We start from the raw sequence: 17,331 nt of genomic DNA on the forward strand, positions 1-17,331 counted from the left end.
TCTTCTTCGGCGAACCGGCGTTCGGGCGAAGTTCGAAACCGGCGTTGGGGGAGATGTCGGGGCTCTGGTGCAGAGTTGGACCATGGCGATACGAAAACTCCCGGACCTCACCCCCGAACAAGTGGTTCAGTTGCAGGACGCGTTGCTGGAGAACGCCAACGCTCTCCTGACATCGGCGCTCGCCCTCCTGGATCAGGGCCAGGTGGCCCTTGCAAGATCGTTGGCAGTCCTGGGGTTGGAGGAATCAGGCAAGGCGATCGCAATCCATGAGCGGCGAGTCGCCATTGTCAGTGCACCAGAGGGTGAACCCTTCAGATGCGACGATTTGGATCAGCTGTGGGCAAGTCATGAGCAAAAGCTTCACAAGGTGTACTACTTCTTGCTCGAAGAGCCGTACTGGTTTGATCGAGAACCTCCTGACTCGGGCCGGAATGCAGCCCAGCTTGGCACGATCAAGTCCTGGGCACGCCGCCACGACAGGTGGAAGCTGCGAGGCTTCTACGTGGATCTTGACAAGCTCGGAAACGTTAAGATGCCCACGGACGCAGATGACAAGACAACCCTGCGTGAAGTCATCGAGCGAGTTCATCAGATTGGATGGCAGCTTCGACTAGGTGAGCACATCGAAGGCCAGCAACAAGATGAACGCGAAGCGGGCTTTCCTCCGCTATCCGACGAGAGCTTGGAGTGGCTTGACGCGAACGCCAAAAACATTGACGGCTCACCGAATGAGTTCCACCAGTCGTTGCGGCAGGGAGTGCCGGGGCAATCCTTGTCCAATGCTGCTTACCGCTTCAACCTCCCCGGATCGGACCAGAACCCGTTCCCCAACTTCGGAAAGCCCGGATACGAAGCTGAGACCATCGAGCTCATCGCGTTGGCGGAAGAACTGGGCCAGGAGGATAGCGAGTGAGTACTGATACTTTGGCGGTGATCGGTGCATTGGCTGGAACTATTGGCGCGCTGACAGGGGTTGTCTCAGCTGTCTGGCAGATTCGGGTGCACCAGCGCTTCGGCCGACTGATCTCTATCAAGCTGTCAAATCTGATCCCAGTTTACGGACCGCCCTATGCCCCTGAGTTCCATGATGACGATCAGGTGGCGATAAACGTGTTCAATCGAGGCGGCGCGTCCGTGACTGTACTGAACTACGGTGTCAGCATGGGGCGACCAAAGAAGGGCATCAATTTGTTCGTGCTCGATCCGCATGTGATCTCCACGCAGCTGCCAGCCGTGCTTGAGCCAGGGGGCCGCCCAGTTCAGGTGACGGTTCCAGTCGGACAGTTGCGAGAAGCGCACGCGAAGCGCAACCTCCCATTCAGGCAGATGCGCCCATGGGTTGAACTCGGGGACGGGCGACGGATTTATGCGAGAAGCGGCGTTCCCCTAGCGTAGCGCAGGGTTCGACTGGTCGCGATTCCTATACGAAAAGGTTGCTGCTATGCACTTTTCCGGCCCCAGGCAGAGCGCTAAGCGTCTTCAGGAGCGAGGATAGTATTGCATCGATTCCCGACCAATCCTGGCTGCCCCTCAATGACGGATCAGACTGGAGTGCACGAACCTTCGCCTTGAACCTCTTCTGAATATTGGATTTGTCCGCTACCTCGCCTTGGTATCGGCTGATGCCAGGCAGTCGTCCTTTCCAATGCACCGGATGAAGTCCGTCCGCCCCGGAGAGAACATCCGTTCCCAGATACAGCTCTATTGACCCAGCTAGTCCGTTCACATTCATCTTAGCGGTACCTTGAGGCCCAACGGTTGGATAATTCCTAGCCAATTGAATGTCCGGATAGTGCGTAACCGCGAAGTGGGAGGGAAGCTTGAAACCTCTCAAGCCTGATACGGCCTCGTAGGCTGCGCTGTCATTGTCAAGCAGGGCAATGACTCGATTCCTTATTCCGGCTGCAGTAAAGCTCTTCAGGTTCCTTACAACACTTCCTGCTCCTCCTTCCACGCCCACGGCGTGCTCAAAAAATCTGATGTAAGGCGCCAAGTGCGGTTTGACGATGCGAATTCCATCATTCAGTACTTCGGCATCAAACGTTCCTTCCGTAAGTACAATTGTGGGTTCAAGGCCGAGATCCCAACTTGTGGGGTCATCCCATATCTCTTCCTTATTTCGTGCGAGGCAGCACCCTCCGCCATCCTCGGTAAGGTCTATGGTGATTATCTTGCCATCTGGCACGTGTGCTACGATCGCCCTTAGTACCACTCGAATATCCGCGTACTCATCAAAAGGCCAAATATAGGCATCATCATACTTCAGATGGTACCTGACGGGTCCTCCTGAAATGGTTCCTTGGATATCATTCCACCAATCTTCAAATTTTTCATTGAGAAGTGTGTCAATTCTCGAATCGACTTCGGCGAGCATTTCCTCTCGGTCAGAGTTGCTTTCCATCTGACGGATGTATCCAGCGATATTTCTTTGGGATTCTACGTCCGAGTTCACGTGAAGCAAGTAGGCATCCTTGACCGCATCTTTGCCAATACCCATTGCATCGAGTCGATCCCGCAGTTCTCGCGCCTGAATCTGAACCACATAGACTTCCTCGTCAGGATCAGGTTGCTCGTGTGAAGCTACGCGCCAATATGTCGCATACCAGCGCGCCTGCGAGCCGGTCAATACCTTGACCGGACTGTCGACAAACAGATACTCAAGGCCGACGGGCGGGACTGGCCAGTTGCGGATGTGGTGTACGAGTCGCCTATTGACATAAATTCCGTTATAGTGTCCCATTCATGACTCTCTTGTGATCTGGTGGGCGAACTCCAACTAGAGTAGACGCCATCTTCTGCCCAATCAAAGAGGAAATACCCTTAGGTCCGGCCCGACCTGGATCGGTAGGAAGGTCAAGTTAGTGAGCCTTCGACTTTCAGCGACGTATCGATCTACCCGGACTGGCAGAGAGCCCGGTTCCTTCCGGCCCCCATACTCTCCCCGAGGTGCAGATGATGCTCCGCATGACCTTTGATCTCGGCGTGACCGAGGCTCTCTAGATCCAGGGCGATGATGTGAAGGTCCGCTGCGAGCTCGGGCGCCAACAGTCCGCAGTTGGAGAGCTCACGGATCAGGTCAGCGGCCAGGGGCCCTGCGTCGCTGCCGTTGAGGGATCGCGGGAGACGATTTGCCAGGCTGTCCCCCAGGCGGATGCGAGGGCGTCATCGACTGCGGCTCGGTCAAGATCCGGAAGCGCCACATAGGTGTCGTGGGCGATGGTGATCGCGAGCTGTTGTGCTGCCGTGTTGGCGAGGCCGATGGTGCCTGTGAACGCCTCGGTGCTGTCAATAGTGAGAGCTGCGCTTGCTGCGGCCCACCATGAGTGGTGTCCTGCGCGGCCTTCTTCGGGGTAGGGGCCGAAGGGGTGTACGGGGTCGTCGGTGTTGGTGCGCATCTGGTCGCGGTGCGCGGCGGCGATGGCGATGGCGGTGCGCCAGCGGTCGTAGGTCGCTTCGTCGGTTGGGGCCTCGCCGAAGGCTTCGGTCCAGGCAGGTCGTTCGGTGACGGCTATGTCGGTGAGGTGGTCGACGCGGGCACTGAAAGCGCCTGCGACGTGGTCGAGGTAGTCGCGGAGTGCGGTGGGGACGGCGTCGCTGTGGTGGAGGACAGCGGGTGCGATGGCCCAGGGGAGCGGGAGCCTCCCCCCTTGATGGGGACACCCTGATCGCCGGGCCGGTAGGCTCGGCTGCAAGGAGCGATCAAGGTGACCTCAGGCAGCAAGTACACCGATGAGTTCAAGGCCGATGCGGTCCGTTTGTACGTGAACGACCCTGATTCGTCGTATGTCACGACCGCGCAGGCGTTGGGTATCTCGCCGAACACGCTCAAGAACTGGGTGCGCAAGGCCAGTGCGGGCAAACTCACGGCCGATGCCGCTGGGCAGAGCTCGAATCCGACGCTCGATGTAGCCTCCCAGGCTGTGATCGAAGCAGAGAACCGTCGCCTGAAAGCCGAAGTCGCCCGCCTGCGCGAGGAGCGCGACATCCTGCGCAAGGCGTCGGCGGTTCTTCTCCGCGCGACGGACTGAGCGAGCGTTATCAGTTCGTCGCCGATGCCCACCAGGCCGAAGGCTGGGCGGTCACCCGCCTGTGTGCCGCGCTGGGGCTGACGCGCTCGAAGTACTACCAGTGGAAGGGCACCAAGGAGGCCCGCCGTGCCCGCAAGGCCTCCGACGCGGCCGTGTTCGAACAGATCACGGCCGCCTGGAAGGACTCCGGGGAGTCCTACGGCTCGCCGCGGATCACCGCCGATCTGCGGCGAGCGGGGGTGCTGGTCAATGAGAAGCGCGTGGCCCGGCTGATGCGTGAGGGCGGGATCGAGGGCCGCTCGTGGCGCCCGAAGCGGCCGATCACCACCGTGCCCGACCCCGAGGCGCCGGCGGTGCCCGACCGGCTCGGACGGACCTTCACCGCCGAGGCCGTCGGCCAGAAGTACGTCTCGGACCTGACCTACCTGCCGCTGGCCGACGGCACGTTCCTGTATTTGACCTCGGTGATCGATCTGGCCAGCCGCAGGGTCGCCGGCTGGACGATCACCGACCACATGCGAGCCGAGGTCGTGGCCGACGCGTTCGAGGCCGCCAGGGGCACCCGCGGCACGCTGGCAGGCGCCATTGCGCACTCGGACAACGGCAGCCAGTACACCTCGCTCCTGTTCAGACAGTACTGCGAGCGGCACGGCCTCCTGCAATCCGCGCGGGAAAGTCGGCACCAGCGCCGACAACGCACTCGCTGAGTCCTTCCACGCCTCGCTCAAACGCGAACTGCTCGGCACCGGCGGCAGGTTCACCGACGCCGACACCGCCCGGCTGGAAGTGTTCTCCTACCTCAACTGGTTCAACCACCGCAGGCGGCACTCGTCACTCGGCTACGACTCCCCGGTCGAGTACGAACAGCGCCTCGCTACAGTCCCAACAACCGTCTAGATTCGGTGTCCCCATCTGAGGGGAAACTCCCAAGTCCATGACGTGCGCGTAGAGCTGATACGTGTAGACTTCCCGGGTTTTGACCTCGACAGTGATGTTCGGCAGCCAGATCTCCTCGACGTACTGCCTGAATGAGACCTGGCCGCGAACGAGGTGGTCGCCGCGCTGGGCGTCGACCTCGGCCTCCGCAGCCTTCCACTTTTTGTCGGCCTGCTTCTTCGTCGAGAAGGTTCCAGCGGACCTCCGGTCTCCCCGCCGATCGAAGTACACTGCGGTCCACCGTCGCTCGCCATCGGAGTTGTAGCGCTTGAGCGAATAACCCATGGATTCCCGTCCTGTTCTCGTTGCTGGTTCGTTGCTCTGATGAACCGCGCTCGAGCGGTACCTGCAGGCACGCACCGGTATGATTCCGGGAATCGTTCTCGCAGGTCAGGATGGAAGTTAGTTCGGCATTTCGCTGGTCACAAGGGTCCCTGTAGTTCCGACAGGACCGGGCTCATAACCTGGAGGTCGTAGGTTCAAATCCTGCTCCCGCTACCAACGCCCGGGCCATTCGGCCCGGGCTTTTTTCGTGCCCACTCGGGCCGAACTTGTAGAACTACGCTTTTATAAACCGTAGTTCTATAAGTTGGAGGCACAGTGGACAAGAGCCTCATCGGCCTGCACGACCACTACCGATGAGCGGCCCGACCTCGTTGCCTCCGTTGGTGCCCCGGCGTCTCCACGTTCGATTCCCGTCACGGCCGTCAGCCGTTCCCCGCTTCTTCACTGCTTGTTGGTGGAATCGCACCCGCCGGGGACATAGCGTCCGGAAGCGAGATTGAAGATTCAACGGTCAGTTCACCGTGGACCGGTGAAGCTGGTACGTGCCGTACTGCCATTGGAGCCGCTATGAGCCCCAGATCCTCCACCGCCGGGCACCGACTGCCGCTGCTCACCTCCCATCCGGGTGGGCGCTCGGCCATGACCTGCGAGTACCGATGCGGCAACGCCTGCAGCCACCCCGCCCCGAACCGCTCCGACAACGCCTACCTCGGCGACCTGATCGCCGGGGCCGTATCGCGGCGCTCCCTGTTCCGCGCCGGCGCGGTCGCCTCGGTCGCCATCGGCGCCGCCGGAACCGCCGCCGCGCCCGCAGCGGCCTCCCCGTCCGACACCGCCCCCGGAACGGCCCGTTGGGGCTGGACTCCCCGCGGCCTGGACTTCGACCCGGTCGACCCCAACACCGCCGACGAGGTCGTCGTCCCCTCCGGTTACGACAGCCAGGTCGTGATCCGCTGGGGCGACCCGATCCTGGAAGGCGCCCCCGAGTTCGACGCCGACGACCTCACCGCCGAAGCCCAGGCCGGACAGTTCGGCTACAACTGCGACTACCTGGCGCTGCTCGACCACCCGTGGGCCTGGCACAAGAAGGTGCTGTTCGCCAACCACGAGTACACCGACGAGCAGCTCATGTTCGCCGGCTACGACCCCGACAAGCCCACCCGCGAACAGGTCGAGATCGCCTGGGCCGCCCACGGCCTGTCCGTGGTCGCCCTCGAGGAGGACCACCGCTCCGGCGAACTCACCCCGATCGTCGGCCACGGCCTGAACCGCCGCTTCACCGCCTCCTCCGAGTTCGAACTCACCGGACCCGCCGCCGGCAGCGACCTGCTCCAGACCGCCGCCGACCCCACCGGCACCGCCGCGCTCGGCACCTTCAACAACTGCGGCGGCGGCACCACCCCGTGGGGGACGGTCCTGACCGCCGAGGAGAACTTCCACCAGTACTTCGCCAACGCCGGCGAGGTCACCGACCCCCAGGCCCGGGAGCGGCTCGACCGCTACGGCACGCCCACCGGCGCCTCCCGGCGCAAGTGGGAACGGTTCGACTCCCGCTTCGACGTCACCGCCGAACCCAACGAGATCAACCGCTTCGGCTACATCGTCGAGGTCGACCCCTACGACCCCGAATCGACGCCCCGCAAGCACACCGCGCTGGGCCGGTTCAAGCACGAGGCCGCCAACCTGCGCGTCACCCGCGACGGCACCGTCGTCGCCTACATGGGCGACGACGAGCGGTTCGACTACTTCTACAAGTTCATCTCCAGCCGCAAGATGAAGAAGGGCCACAGCAAGTGGGCCCGGCGGCACAACCGGAAACTGCTGGAGGAGGGCACCCTCTACGTCGCGACCTTCACCGGCGACAGCCCGGCCGAGGAGATCGACGGCTCCGGGACGCTGCCCTCCGACGGCGAATTCGACGGCACGGGCGAATGGATCGCGCTGGCCAGCGGCCAAGAGTCGTTCGTCGAGGGCATGAGCGCCGAAGAGGTCTACGTCTTCACCCGCCTGGCCGCCGACAAGGTCGGCGCGACCAAGATGGACCGCCCCGAGGACGTCGAGCCGAACCCGCACACCGGCAAGGTCTACATCGCCCTGACCAACAACTCCCAGCGCGGTGCCGCGGGCCGCGCGGGCGCCGACGAGGCGAACCCGCGCAATGCCAACCGGCACGGCCAGGTCGTCGAGGTCACCGAGCAGTGGAACGACCCGACCGCGGCGTCCTTCAACTGGAACCTGCTGCTGGTGTGCGGCGACCCGGCCGACTCCGATTCGTACTACGGCGGATTCCCCAAGGACCAGGTCAGCCCCATCTCCTGCCCGGACAACGTCGCGTTCGACCCCAAGGGCAACCTGTGGATCTCCACCGACGGCAACTCGCTGGGCTCCAACGACGGCCTGTTCGGCGTCGCCCTCGACTGGGCGAACCGCGGCCAGGTCAAGCAGTTCCTGACCGTGCCGGTCGGCGCCGAGACCTGCGGGCCGGTCATCCAGGACCGCCACGTCCTGGTCGCGGTCCAGCACCCCGGCGAGGTCGACGGCTCCACGTTCGAGGACCCGGCCTCGGTGTGGCCCGACGGTCCCGGCTCCGTCCCGCGTCCCTCGGTGGTCAACGTGACCCGCGACGGCCGGCGGCGCATCGGCTCCTGACATTCCTCCGATGAGGCTTGAGGGGCGGCCGACCACCGGCCGCCCCTCAAGCGCCCGAACGTCACCATGCGGTCACCGTGCGAGTGAAAATCTACCGCCCGTACTGGACTCTGCGTGACAGATGGGGTCGACTAGTCCTTGACGGCAGTGCGCCGGCGCCCCCTGTGCCGGCCCGAGCCGCGAGGAAAGGAAGAAGATGACACTGGATGCGAAGGTGGGGCCTTCGAGTGTCGGCACTGATGAAGTCTGGACCGTCGAGCGCGTCAAGGCGCTCGGGGTCATGACCAATGTCGAGACGGCCGCGCAGATCCTGGGCATCGGCAGGACGGTGGCTTACCGGCTCGCCAAGGAGGGGGACTTCCCCGTGCAGGTCCTCCGGATCGGCCACAGCTACCGGGTGCCGGTGCTGCGGCTGCTGGAGGTCCTGGGCGCCGAGCCCGAACGGCCGGAGTGATCGAGCGTGCCGCCGCGCAGCGGCGGCACGATCTCACTTCTTCTGGCCGCGCTTGTGCTTGAAGTGGACGAACAGGCGCCCGAAGTTCTTGGAGTCCTTGTCGATCCGGTGGTACAGCGCCTTGATCTCCTTCTGCTGCAAGAACCGCAGCACCCGCTTCTTCAACTGGCCCGAGCCCTTGCCGGGAATGATCTCGACCACGTCGATCCGCTTGGCGATCGCCTCGTCGATCACCTCGCGCAGGGCCCGGTCGATCTCGCCGCTCCGGTTGTAGATGTCGTGCAGGTCCAGTACGAGTTTCGCCATACCGCCTCCCAGCCCGCCGGCGCCCGGCGCAGGTCCGGTTCGAGATAGATGCGTCTCGTCTCGGTGGGGGGCGAGACGCGCGCTGATATCCTTGCACACCGGCGACGCACCGAGCGCTCCAGCGTTCGGAACGGGCGACGGCCCTGCGCACCGCCAGGGGACGCCATTCGTCCCGGCCGTACCGTTCGGCCCCTGTGCAGACCGCGCCCGCGTGGCCGACGCAGGACCGAGTGGCGGACCGGTTCCGGCATATGAAGACCCGCACGGGTCGTGCCGAGAACCGATCTGCGAAAGGCCGAAGCGTCGTGACCACACTGCGAGCGCGCCCCCACTCCGGCGCCGCCCTCGAACGCCCCACCCTCGGGCAATGGCTGGCCGTGGCCGCCGTCGCCCTCGGCGTGTTCGTCGTGATGACCGCCGAGATCCTGCCGGTGGGGCTCCTCACCCCCATCGCCGGCGACCTCGGCGTCAGCGACGGCACCGCCGGCCTCATGCTCACCGTGCCCGGCCTGGTAGCGGCCGTCGCGGCACCGCTGAGCACCGTCCTCACCGGCCGCGCCGACCGCCGCCTGGTGCTGCTGGGCCTGGCCGTCCTGGTGGCGGTCGCGAACCTCGCCGCCGCCCTCGCCGACGGCATCGCGGTCATGCTCGCCGCACGCGTCCTGGTCGGCGCCGCCATCGGCGCGTTCTGGTCGGTCGCCGGAGGCATCGCCGTGCGACTGGTGCCCCCCGCGTACGTGCCGCGCGCCACCGCCGCGATCTACGGCGGCATCGGCGCCGCGACCGTCCTCGGCGTCCCGGCCGGGACCTTCCTGGGCGACCTGCTCGGCTGGCGCGCCTCCCTGGCCGCGCTCGGCGCTCTGGCACTGGTCGCCCTGGCAGCGATCGCCGCCTGGGTGCCGCGCCTGCCCTCGACCGGGACGGTGCGGTTCGCCGCGCTGCCGCGCCTGCTGCGCGATTCCGCGGGCGTGCGCCGGGGCCTGGCCCTGACCTTCCTGATAGTCGCGGGCCACTTCGTCGCCTACACCTACATCAGTCCGATCCTGGCCGCGGGCGGTGCCGGGACCGGCCGCGTCGGCGCCCTGCTGCTGGTGTTCGGCGTGGCAGCGCTGATCGCCACCTTCGCCGCGGGCGCGCTCATCGGCCGCCGCCTGCGCGGCACCCTGATCGGCCTGTCCGTGGCGATGTCACTGGCGATGGTGCTCATGGCGGTCGCCGTGGGCGACCTGTTCTCGGCCGCGGCCGTGCTGGTCCTCTGGGGCGCCGGCTACGGCCTGGTGTCGCCCGCGGTCCAGACCTGGTACATGAACGCGGCCCCGGGGCAGACCGAGGTCGCCACCAGCCTCAACACCATGATGTTCAATCTGTCGATCGCGGTCGGGTCCTTCACCGGGGGCGTGGTGGTCGACGCGGCCGCCCCGAGCGCGGTGCTGTGGATCGGCGCGCTCCTGCTGGTGCCGGTGGCGATCGGAGTGCGATTCGCCAGGACCTGACCGGCCCCGCTCGAGTGGATGTCGTACCCGTGCGGTGGGATGGTCCGAGCGGCGGTTGGCCTACCGGCCCGGCGGGCTTGCGGGAGCTCCGCCGACCGGACTGCGACCGGCCGCCGCCCTTGACATCCCAATTAAATGAGTGGCGGCCGCCGCCGCGCCGCGCGAAGATCGGAGCCATGTCCGAATGGGAACTCGAGCGAGCGATCAGGGCCTACTACGAGCGCGGCGGCGAAGCCGTCCGCCTGACCGCCGACGGGCAGGGCCGACTCGAGTTCGCGCGCATGCGGGACCTGATCCGCCGCCTGCTCCCGGGCGATCGCCTCGACGTGCTGGACGTCGGGGGCGCCACCGGAGTCCACGCCGAATGGCTGGCCGCCGACGGCCACCGGGTGACGCTGGTCGATCCGGTCGAGAGCCAGGTGGCGGCGGCCGCCGAACTCCCGGGGGTGGAGGCGCTGGTGGGCGACGCCCGGGAGTTGCCCTGCGGAGACGACGCCTTCGACGCGGTCCTGCTGATGGGGCCGATCTACCACCTGACCGACCGGTCCGAGCGCGTCCGGGCGCTGCGCGAGGCCTCCCGTGCGGCCAGGCCCGGAGCCGTGGTCGCGGCGGTGACCATCAACCGGGCCGCGGGCTGGCTCGACTTCCTGTGCCGCCGGGTCGGGGGAGGGGCCGCCACCATCTCCTATGAGGAGAGCCTGCGGGCGCTGCGGGAAGGCGACATCGGCTATTTCGATCTGGGCCTGTTCACCACCGCCTACCTGCACCACCCCGGCGAGATCGCCGACGAATTCACCGAAGCGGGCCTGGGCGGACCCGACCAGTTCGCGGTGCAGGGTCCGGCGGGAGTGATCCCCGACCTCCACGACGTGCTCGACCACGAGGAAGCGGCCGTGCACTACATGGAGGCGATGCGCGGCCTCGAGGCCGAACCGAGCCTTTTGGGCGCCAGTGCGCACCTGCTGACGGTCGCCAGGGCCGGCTGAGCCCCGCGCCGAAGTAACATCGCCCCCGAGGGCCCGGCCATCGGGCCCGCGGACGAGGGAGCCGTACCCGCACCACGACAAGACGGCCTCGAAGGGAGTTGCGTCGTGGCGTGGCTGATCCTGATCGGCTCGGGCATCCTGGAGGCGGTGTGGGCGGCGGCGCTGTCCGCATCGCAGGGCTTCAGGCGCCGGCGGCCGACCGCCCTGTTCTTCGCCGCTCTCGCCCTCAGCATGACCGGGTTGGCATGGGCGATGACCTCGCTGCCGACCGGCACCGCCTACGCGGTGTGGGTGGGGGTCGGCGCCACGCTGACCGTGCTGTGGGCCGTCTGGACCCGGCAGGAGCGGGCCACCTGGTCCAGGATGGCGCTGCTGGCGGTGCTCGTCGGCTCGATCGTCGGCTTGAAGGCGGTGAGCTGACATGCCGTGGGTCCTGCTGCTCGTCAGCGCCGTGCTCGAGGCGGTGTGGGCCACCGCGCTGGGCCGGTCCGACGGCCTCACCGACCTCGGGCCCACGGTCGTGTTCGCCGTCGCGCTGGCGGCGAGCCTGATCGGTCTGGGCCGTGCGGCCGCGGCGATTCCCATCGGTACCGCCTACGCGGTCTGGGTGGGCGTCGGCGCCGCGTTGACGGTCGCGTACGCGATGGCCACCGGCGACGAGGGCGTCTCGGCGCCGAAGCTCGTCTTCCTCACCGGGATCGTGGTCGCCGTCGTCGGACTCAAGCTGGTGCCGGCGGGCGGCGAGCGGCATCGCCGATGCGCGCTCAGGTGTCGGCCCTGACGACGACCACGGGGCACTTGGCGTGGTTGATGCAGTGCTGGCTGACCGAGCCGATCAGCGCGCCCACGAAGCCGCCGTGCCCCCGGCTGCCCAGCACCAGCAGGTCGGCGTCCTCGGCGCGGTCCAGGAGCGCTTTGGCCGGGTGCGCCTCGAGCGCGTAGCGCTCGACCTCGACGCCCGGATGCGCGCTGAGCGCCTGCTCGATCGCGTTGTTCAGCGATTCCCTGGCCGCGTTCTCGAACTCCTCGCCGGGGAGCATGATCACGGCCGCCCCGTAGGCGGCCGGGATCTGCCAGGCCTGGACCGCTTCGACCTTGGCGCCGGTCGTCTTGGCCTGCCCCAGCGCCCAATCGAGTGCGCGCTGCGATGACGGTGACCCGTCGACTCCGACGACTATCCGTCCTTGGTCGTTCTCCTCGGATGCCATGTCCGGCCTTCCTTTCGGCTGGTCGCTTTACTCCAGTCTCCTCCTATGATCGGGGCGCGCCGGGGGCGAAGGGCCCGGAAGTCCGATTTCGTGTCGATGCCCCTCGACGGGTCCACCACCGGACCGGCGGTCGGCGGGTTAAGTCCGTGTCTCGGCGTGGGCGAGGGCCGACCGGGTCAGGCGGCCGACGATCGCCGGGGCCTCCCGCACCAGGTCGTCGTTCTCGGCGGCCTCGACCATGAAGCGGGCGAAGTCGATGCGCCGGGTGCGGTCGCTGGCCAGGATCGGGTCGCCGACGTGGCGGCTCCAGACCGGCAGGCCCTGGCCGGGGCCCTCCTCGAGGGTGCTGCCGCGCACGACGGTCCAGCGGGTGCCGCTGTCGAAGACCCTGCGGCAGGCCTCCACCTGGTCGTCCAGGTCCACGGCGCGGACGAGCTTCGCGAGCCGGCCCACCACGGCCACGGCGAGCTTGAACTTCCAGCCGTACACGTCCTTGCCGTCGCGGGTGATGTGCCAGCCGCAGGAGAAGATCAGCCGTGCGCCTTCGGGCGCGTGGTCGAGCACGGCCTGGGCGGTGCCGGAGGCGTAGTGGTGCATGCCCCACGGCACCAGCACCGTGAACACCGCGTCGCAGCCGTCGACGGCGCGCTCGATCACGGCGCGGTCGTCGGTCGGTCCGGGGACGACCGTGATCCGTTCGGCGAAGTCGGCGAGCTTGGGCACGCTCTGCTCCCGGCAGACGCCGACGACTTCGTAGCCGCGGTCGAGGGCGTGGCGCACCATGTAGCGCCCGAGCTTCCCGGACGCGCCGACTATGCACACCCGCTTGCCTTCGCCCGGCGGGCGGCTCTCGATCGGTTCCATGACATGCTCCTCCGCTCGTCATCATGGCTACCTTTACACTGTACGGTAGCCCTTTACGGTGTACGGTACACCTGTCCCGAGCGATCGACCAGGAGGACCACGTGACCACCGATCCCGGCGCCCCGCGTCCGCCCCGCTCCGGCCCGCTCACCAAGGAGGCGGTGCTGCACACGGCGGTCGCGATGGCCGACCGATCCGGCGCCGGAGTGCCCAGCATGCGCAATCTCGCCGAGCGGCTCGGCGTCAAGGCCATGGCGCTCTACCACCACTTCCGCAACCGGCCGGCGCTGCTCGACGGCATGGTCGATCGCGTCTTCGGTGAGATCGAGCCGCCGCCCGAGGACGCCGAGTGGCGGGAGGCGATGCGGCGGCGGGCGGTCTCGATGCGCGAGGCGCTGATCCGGCACCCGTGGGCGATCGGGCTGATGGACTCGCGGACCGAACCGGGACGGGCGACCCTGCGCCACCACAACGCGGTGATCGGCTGCCTGCGCTCGGGCGGTTTCTCGATCGCCGGTGCGGCGCACGCGGTCTCGGTGCTCGACGGCTACATCTACGGCTTCACGCTGCAAGAGCTCAGCCTGCCGTTCGAGACACCGGCCGAGCTCGAGGACACGGCCGACTCGATCATGCGGGGGCTGCCCGGCGACGAGTTCCCGCACCTGGCCGAGATGGTCGCCGACCATGTTATGAGGCCCGGCTATGACTACGCTGAGGAGTTCGGCGTCGGACTCGACCTGATCCTCGACGGACTCCAGCGGCGGCGCGAGTCCTGGCGCTGACCGATCCGGGGCGGCCCTCTCAGGAGCGGAGCGACCGGTCGTTCGTCACCGGGCGCATTCTCGCAACCCGCTCGTCCCCGGGGCCGCCGTCGGTCCCGATGATTCCGGACCCGCCGCGTCGTCTTTAGGGGAGGGAAAGGAATTCAAGCGGGAAGGATCACGTCATGGGCGAACTGATCGTCACCGAGTTCATGACCCTCGACGGCGTCGCGCAGGCACCGGGCGCGCCCGACGAGGACTCCGAAGGCGGCTTCGAGTACGGCGGATGGCAGGCGCCGCTGCTCGACGCCGAAGCCGACGGGCTCATCTTCGACCAGGCCAAGAACATGGAGGCGCTGCTGCTGGGCCGGCGCACCTACGACATCTTCGCGGGCTACTGGCCCTCGGCCCCGGCGGAGATGGACTTCACCCGCCTGCTCAACACCGTCCCGAAGTACGTCGCCACACGCACGCTGGAGGACCCCCTCGACTGGGAGGGCGCGAGTGTGCTCGAAGGCGACCTGGCCGAGGGCGTGGCCGGGCTGAAGGAGCGCTACGGCCGGGTCCACGTGATCGGCAGCCTCGACCTGGTCCGGTCGCTGCTCGCGGAGGGGCTGGCCGACCGGCTGAACCTCTGGGTCTACCCGCTGGTGCTCGGCGCGGGCAAGCGCGTGTTCGAGGGCGGAGCGGCGCCGTCGGCGCTGCGGCTGATCAAGTCGCGGGTCTTCCAGAACGGGTCGCTCCAGCTCGAATACGAGCGGGCCGGCGAGCCGACCGTGGGCGACCTCAGCGACACGCCCTGACGGCCGGGGCGTGCGAGGGCCGATAGTCGGATTTTCGGCCCCGGTGTCGGTGGCTCAGGGGGACTGCGGCGACCGCAGTCCCCTCAGGAGCAGTTCGACCAGCCGGCGGGGGTCGTAGCCTGGATCGTCGCCGCGGCCGATGCAGAGGTTGCCGATGCCGCGCATCAGTTCGTAGGCCCGCACGCCGGGCTCGATCTCCCCGGCCTCGGCCGCGGCGACGAGCAGCTCTTCGCAGACGGGCAAAAGGCGGTCGATGAAGTAGGTGTGCAGCGTCTCGAAGCTGCCGCTGCCGGACTGCAGTGCCTTCGCGAGCCCGTGCTTGGTGACCAGGAAGTCGACGAAGAGGTCGACCCACCGAGTGAGCGCGGCGGACGGGGAGTGGGCCTCGGCCAGCAGGGCCGGGCCGGCTTCGGCGCAGGCCTCGACCTGGTGGCGGTAGACGGCGACGACCAGGTCCGCCCGGGTCGGGAAGTGGCGGTAGATCGTGCCCATGCCGACGCCGGCCCGGGACGCGATCTGGCGTACGGGCGCGTCGACGCCGGATTCGACGAACACCGCGGCGGCCGCCTCGAGTAGTCGCCGCTGGTTGCGCAGCGCGTCGGCCCGCTTGCCGCGGACCGGCTCCCCCTCGGACTGGCTCGTGGCCGACATCACGGTCTCCTTCTCGGGCGGCGCTTGCTGAAACGGAACTTCGTTCCGTATCGTTGTGGAACAACGCTCCGCTTCAAAGCGTAGCCGAGCCGGACACTCCCGTCCGCCTCACCCAACGGAAACGGAAGACCCACCATGAGCACAGCATCGCTCGCCCCCGCCCCCGTCCAATCGGTCGCCCCGCTGACGCTGACCGCACCCGACCGGCCCGTCGACCTCCAGGTACGGGTCTCCGCACCGGTGACCGGCGGCGACCTGCCGATCATCCTGCTCTCGCACGGCGGCGGCCCCTCGAACCACCTGTCCTCCCTGAACGGCTACGCCCCGCTCGCCGACCACTTCGCGGCGAACGGATTCGTTGTCATCCAGCCCACCCACCTCGACTCCAAGTCGCTCGACCTCGAACTCGACGACCCCGACGCGGTGTACTGGCGATCCCGCGCACAGGACATGACCCGCATCCTCGACCGGCTCGACCAGATCGAGGCCGCCGTCCCGCAGTTGGCCGGCCGCATCGACCGCGGCAAGGCCGCCGCCGTCGGGCACTCCGCGGGCGGAGTCACCGTGAACCTGCTGCTGGGCGCCCGCCTCACCGAACCCGACGGCACCGAGGTGAACCTCACCGAACCCCGGATCACCGCAGGCGTCCTACTGGCCTCCATCGGCAGGGGCGAGGCCCTCAGCGACGGCGCGGCCCGGCTCCACCCCCGCCTGGCGACCGTCGACTTCTCCACCATGACCGCGCCGACGCTCGTGGTGGCCGGCGACCGGGACGACAATCCCCGACTCACCATCGGGGGACCGGACTGGCACGCCGACCCGTACCACCTCGCCCCCGGCCCGAAAACCCTGGTCACCCTGTACGGCGCCGAGCACGGACTCGGCGGCGTCTCGGGATACGACGTGGCTGAGACCACCGACGAGAACCCGGAGCGGGCGGCCGCGGTCGCCCGGCTCTCCCGGGCCTACCTCCGCACCGAGCTCTACCCCGGCGACACCGCCTGGCAGGAGGCCCGCGAGGCGCTGGCGACCGGCCCCGACGCGCTGGGGCGCATCGAATCGAAGTGACCGCGCAGCCGCGCGCTCAGTTCGCCTCCGGGGCCAGCAGCTCGGTTCCGGTCCGGTACAGCTCGGTCATCAACGGGCGCAGCGCCTCGCCGCGGGCGGTGAGCCGGTAGGTGACGCGGGTCGGGAAGCCGACGGCCTCCATCCGCTCGGCCACGCCGAGATCGGTCAACCGGGCCAGCCGCTCGCTCAACACCTTGTCGCTCAAGGACGGCAGCAGCCGCCCCAAATCCCGATAGCTCAAGGGCCCGTGCAGGAGCTCGCGGATGACCAGCGTGGTCCAGCGCCCGCCGACCACCCGCAGGGCCGCCTCCACCGGGCACGCCGGATCCGGCGCGTCCGTGCGGCCCGCATCCGTGGGCACCAGCGTGCGGTCCCAGTCACGCACCATTTGGTGAGTCACACGTCCCCCTGCTTCACTCGCCGCCATGAGCAGAACAACAGTGACACTCACCGACGATGCGGCGCAACACCCGCGGGTCTTCGCCGAGGCGTTCAACTCCGGAGACCCCGACCAGGTCGAGCGCGTCTACGAACCGGACGGCGTCCTCATCACCGAGCACGGCCGGGCGCTCACCGGCGCGGCGCGGCGCGAGGCCAACTCCGCGCTGCTGGCCCTCGGGCTGCCGATAACGGTCGAACCGCGCACGGTCTCGGTCAACGGGGACCTCGCCCTGCTGATCGTGGACTGGGAGATCGCCGGCCGCGGCGCCGACGGGCGGCGGGTCGAAGTCCGCGGCACCGCCACCGACGTCGCCCGCAAAGGGACCGACGGCCACTGGCGATACGCCATCGACAACCCTTGGGGCACCTCGGCGACCACCGGTCGTTAGGAAACCCGG

Annotated in this window: 22 protein-coding genes, 1 pseudogene and 1 riboswitch; of the genes and pseudogenes, 15 read left to right on the plus strand and 8 right to left on the minus strand. The window is 67.6% G+C overall.

From position 1 onward, the window contains the following. The first annotated feature begins 82 nt into the window (after window positions 1-82). Window positions 83-913 (plus strand): AbiV family abortive infection protein, encoded by an 831-nt coding sequence (locus CUT39_RS10715; protein WP_100447070.1) that lies wholly within the window; start codon window positions 83-85, stop codon window positions 911-913. Next, window positions 910-1,395 (plus strand): hypothetical protein, encoded by a 486-nt coding sequence (locus CUT39_RS20270; protein ID WP_157930601.1) that lies wholly within the window; start codon window positions 910-912, stop codon window positions 1,393-1,395. Before CUT39_RS10715 ends, CUT39_RS20270 begins: the two co-directional genes overlap by 4 nt. Window positions 1,396-1,420: 25 nt before the next feature. Here CUT39_RS20270 and CUT39_RS20275 read toward each other — a convergent pair whose 3' ends face one another. Together CUT39_RS20275 and CUT39_RS10720 are read right to left on the minus strand one after the other, a co-directional pair. After that, on the minus strand, window positions 1,421-2,740 hold the full coding sequence (locus CUT39_RS20275) for a HEPN/Toprim-associated domain-containing protein (RefSeq protein ID WP_157930602.1): 1,320 nt from the start codon (window positions 2,738-2,740) through the stop codon (window positions 1,421-1,423). A 331-nt stretch (window positions 2,741-3,071) separates the two neighbouring features. Then, the gene (locus tag CUT39_RS10720; protein ID WP_100446371.1) at window positions 3,072-3,692 is read right to left on the minus strand and encodes a hypothetical protein; all 621 of its coding nucleotides are present in this window, start codon (window positions 3,690-3,692) and stop codon (window positions 3,072-3,074) included. Window positions 3,693-3,704: 12 nt separating this feature from the next. On the opposite strand from CUT39_RS10720, the gene CUT39_RS21780 reads away from it, so the two are divergent. From CUT39_RS21780 to CUT39_RS21790, 3 genes and pseudogenes are all read left to right on the plus strand, one after another. Continuing rightward, complete coding sequence (locus tag CUT39_RS21780) at window positions 3,705-4,028, plus strand: transposase (protein WP_408611135.1); 324 nt, start codon at window positions 3,705-3,707, stop codon at window positions 4,026-4,028. Continuing rightward, window positions 4,025-4,687, plus strand: a pseudogene (locus CUT39_RS21785) (IS3 family transposase); the annotation flags it as partial. The gene CUT39_RS21780 and the pseudogene CUT39_RS21785, both read left to right, overlap by 4 nt. Further along, on the plus strand, window positions 4,614-4,925 hold the full coding sequence (locus CUT39_RS21790) for an integrase core domain-containing protein (protein WP_408611136.1): 312 nt from the start codon (window positions 4,614-4,616) through the stop codon (window positions 4,923-4,925). The pseudogene CUT39_RS21785 and the gene CUT39_RS21790, both read left to right, overlap by 74 nt. Here CUT39_RS21790 and CUT39_RS20280 read toward each other — a convergent pair. Next, a complete protein-coding gene (locus CUT39_RS20280) occupies window positions 4,860-5,249 on the minus strand; it encodes a hypothetical protein (RefSeq protein WP_157930603.1) in 390 nt (129 codons plus the stop codon). The two genes, CUT39_RS21790 and CUT39_RS20280, sit on opposite strands and share 66 nt — an antisense overlap. 567 nt (window positions 5,250-5,816) lie before the next feature. Here CUT39_RS20280 and CUT39_RS10730 point away from each other — a divergent pair. Continuing rightward, window positions 5,817-7,898, plus strand: coding sequence for a PhoX family protein (locus tag CUT39_RS10730; RefSeq protein WP_100446373.1), 2,082 nt, complete (start codon window positions 5,817-5,819; stop codon window positions 7,896-7,898). 196 nt (window positions 7,899-8,094) lie between these two features. Further along, window positions 8,095-8,352, plus strand: coding sequence for a helix-turn-helix domain-containing protein (locus CUT39_RS10735; RefSeq protein WP_100446375.1), 258 nt, complete (start codon window positions 8,095-8,097; stop codon window positions 8,350-8,352). Between the two features lie 33 nt (window positions 8,353-8,385). Here CUT39_RS10735 and CUT39_RS10740 read toward each other — a convergent pair whose 3' ends face one another. Further along, window positions 8,386-8,658 carry a Smr/MutS family protein gene (locus CUT39_RS10740; RefSeq protein WP_100446377.1) on the minus strand — a complete coding sequence of 91 codons (273 nt, stop codon included), beginning with the start codon at window positions 8,656-8,658 and terminating at the stop codon, window positions 8,386-8,388. Between the two features lie 305 nt (window positions 8,659-8,963). Here CUT39_RS10740 and CUT39_RS10745 point away from each other — a divergent pair, with 305 nt between their 5' ends. The 4 genes from CUT39_RS10745 to CUT39_RS10760 all read left to right on the plus strand — a co-directional run bounded on the left by CUT39_RS10745 (window position 8,964) and on the right by CUT39_RS10760 (window position 11,918). After that, on the plus strand, window positions 8,964-10,151 hold the full coding sequence (locus CUT39_RS10745) for an MFS transporter (protein WP_198587055.1): 1,188 nt from the start codon (window positions 8,964-8,966) through the stop codon (window positions 10,149-10,151). Between the two features lie 176 nt (window positions 10,152-10,327). Then, on the plus strand, window positions 10,328-11,137 hold the full coding sequence (locus tag CUT39_RS10750; protein WP_100446381.1) for a class I SAM-dependent methyltransferase: 810 nt from the start codon (window positions 10,328-10,330) through the stop codon (window positions 11,135-11,137). 26 nt (window positions 11,138-11,163) lie between these two features. Next, window positions 11,164-11,230: riboswitch (guanidine-III (ykkC-III) riboswitch) on the plus strand. A 12-nt stretch (window positions 11,231-11,242) separates the two neighbouring features. After that, window positions 11,243-11,557 carry a DMT family transporter gene (locus CUT39_RS10755; protein ID WP_100446383.1) on the plus strand — a complete coding sequence of 105 codons (315 nt, stop codon included), beginning with the start codon at window positions 11,243-11,245 and terminating at the stop codon, window positions 11,555-11,557. Between the two features lies 1 nt (window position 11,558). Further along, on the plus strand, window positions 11,559-11,918 hold the full coding sequence (locus CUT39_RS10760; RefSeq protein ID WP_100446385.1) for a DMT family transporter: 360 nt from the start codon (window positions 11,559-11,561) through the stop codon (window positions 11,916-11,918). Here CUT39_RS10760 and CUT39_RS10765 read toward each other — a convergent pair. Then, entirely contained in the window at window positions 11,902-12,345 is a 444-nt protein-coding gene (locus CUT39_RS10765; RefSeq protein ID WP_100446387.1) for a universal stress protein, read from the minus strand. The two genes, CUT39_RS10760 and CUT39_RS10765, sit on opposite strands and share 17 nt — an antisense overlap. A gap of 138 nt (window positions 12,346-12,483) precedes the next feature. Then, the gene (locus CUT39_RS10770) at window positions 12,484-13,209 is read right to left on the minus strand and encodes an NAD(P)-dependent oxidoreductase (protein WP_100446389.1); all 726 of its coding nucleotides are present in this window, start codon (window positions 13,207-13,209) and stop codon (window positions 12,484-12,486) included. Window positions 13,210-13,310: 101 nt separating this feature from the next. Between CUT39_RS10770 and CUT39_RS10775 the strand changes: the two genes are divergently transcribed. Both CUT39_RS10775 and CUT39_RS10780 read left to right on the plus strand, forming a co-directional pair. Beyond that, a complete protein-coding gene (locus tag CUT39_RS10775) occupies window positions 13,311-13,991 on the plus strand; it encodes a TetR/AcrR family transcriptional regulator C-terminal domain-containing protein (RefSeq protein WP_232805705.1) in 681 nt (226 codons plus the stop codon). A gap of 164 nt (window positions 13,992-14,155) precedes the next feature. Beyond that, window positions 14,156-14,773 carry a dihydrofolate reductase family protein gene (locus tag CUT39_RS10780; RefSeq protein WP_100446393.1) on the plus strand — a complete coding sequence of 206 codons (618 nt, stop codon included), beginning with the start codon at window positions 14,156-14,158 and terminating at the stop codon, window positions 14,771-14,773. Window positions 14,774-14,827: 54 nt separating this feature from the next. Here the strand turns inward: CUT39_RS10780 and CUT39_RS10785 are convergent, their stop codons facing one another. Continuing rightward, window positions 14,828-15,424 (minus strand): TetR/AcrR family transcriptional regulator, encoded by a 597-nt coding sequence (locus tag CUT39_RS10785; protein ID WP_100446395.1) that lies wholly within the window; start codon window positions 15,422-15,424, stop codon window positions 14,828-14,830. A gap of 135 nt (window positions 15,425-15,559) precedes the next feature. Between CUT39_RS10785 and CUT39_RS10790 the strand changes: the two genes are divergently transcribed. Then, window positions 15,560-16,492: an alpha/beta hydrolase family protein gene (locus tag CUT39_RS10790; RefSeq protein WP_100446397.1), complete on the plus strand. Its 933-nt coding sequence runs from the start codon at window positions 15,560-15,562 to the stop codon at window positions 16,490-16,492. Between the two features lie 16 nt (window positions 16,493-16,508). On the opposite strand, the gene CUT39_RS10795 is transcribed toward CUT39_RS10790, so the two are convergent. Next, the gene (locus CUT39_RS10795) at window positions 16,509-16,880 is read right to left on the minus strand and encodes a winged helix-turn-helix transcriptional regulator (protein WP_100446399.1); all 372 of its coding nucleotides are present in this window, start codon (window positions 16,878-16,880) and stop codon (window positions 16,509-16,511) included. A 37-nt stretch (window positions 16,881-16,917) separates the two neighbouring features. Between CUT39_RS10795 and CUT39_RS10800 the strand changes: the two genes are divergently transcribed. Next, on the plus strand, window positions 16,918-17,322 hold the full coding sequence (locus tag CUT39_RS10800; protein ID WP_100446401.1) for a YybH family protein: 405 nt from the start codon (window positions 16,918-16,920) through the stop codon (window positions 17,320-17,322). The last annotated feature ends 9 nt before the right edge of the window (window positions 17,323-17,331 follow it).

The sequence above is a fragment of the Glycomyces xiaoerkulensis genome (genome assembly GCF_002798405.1).
Classification (GTDB): domain Bacteria; phylum Actinomycetota; class Actinomycetes; order Mycobacteriales; family Micromonosporaceae; genus Glycomyces; species Glycomyces xiaoerkulensis.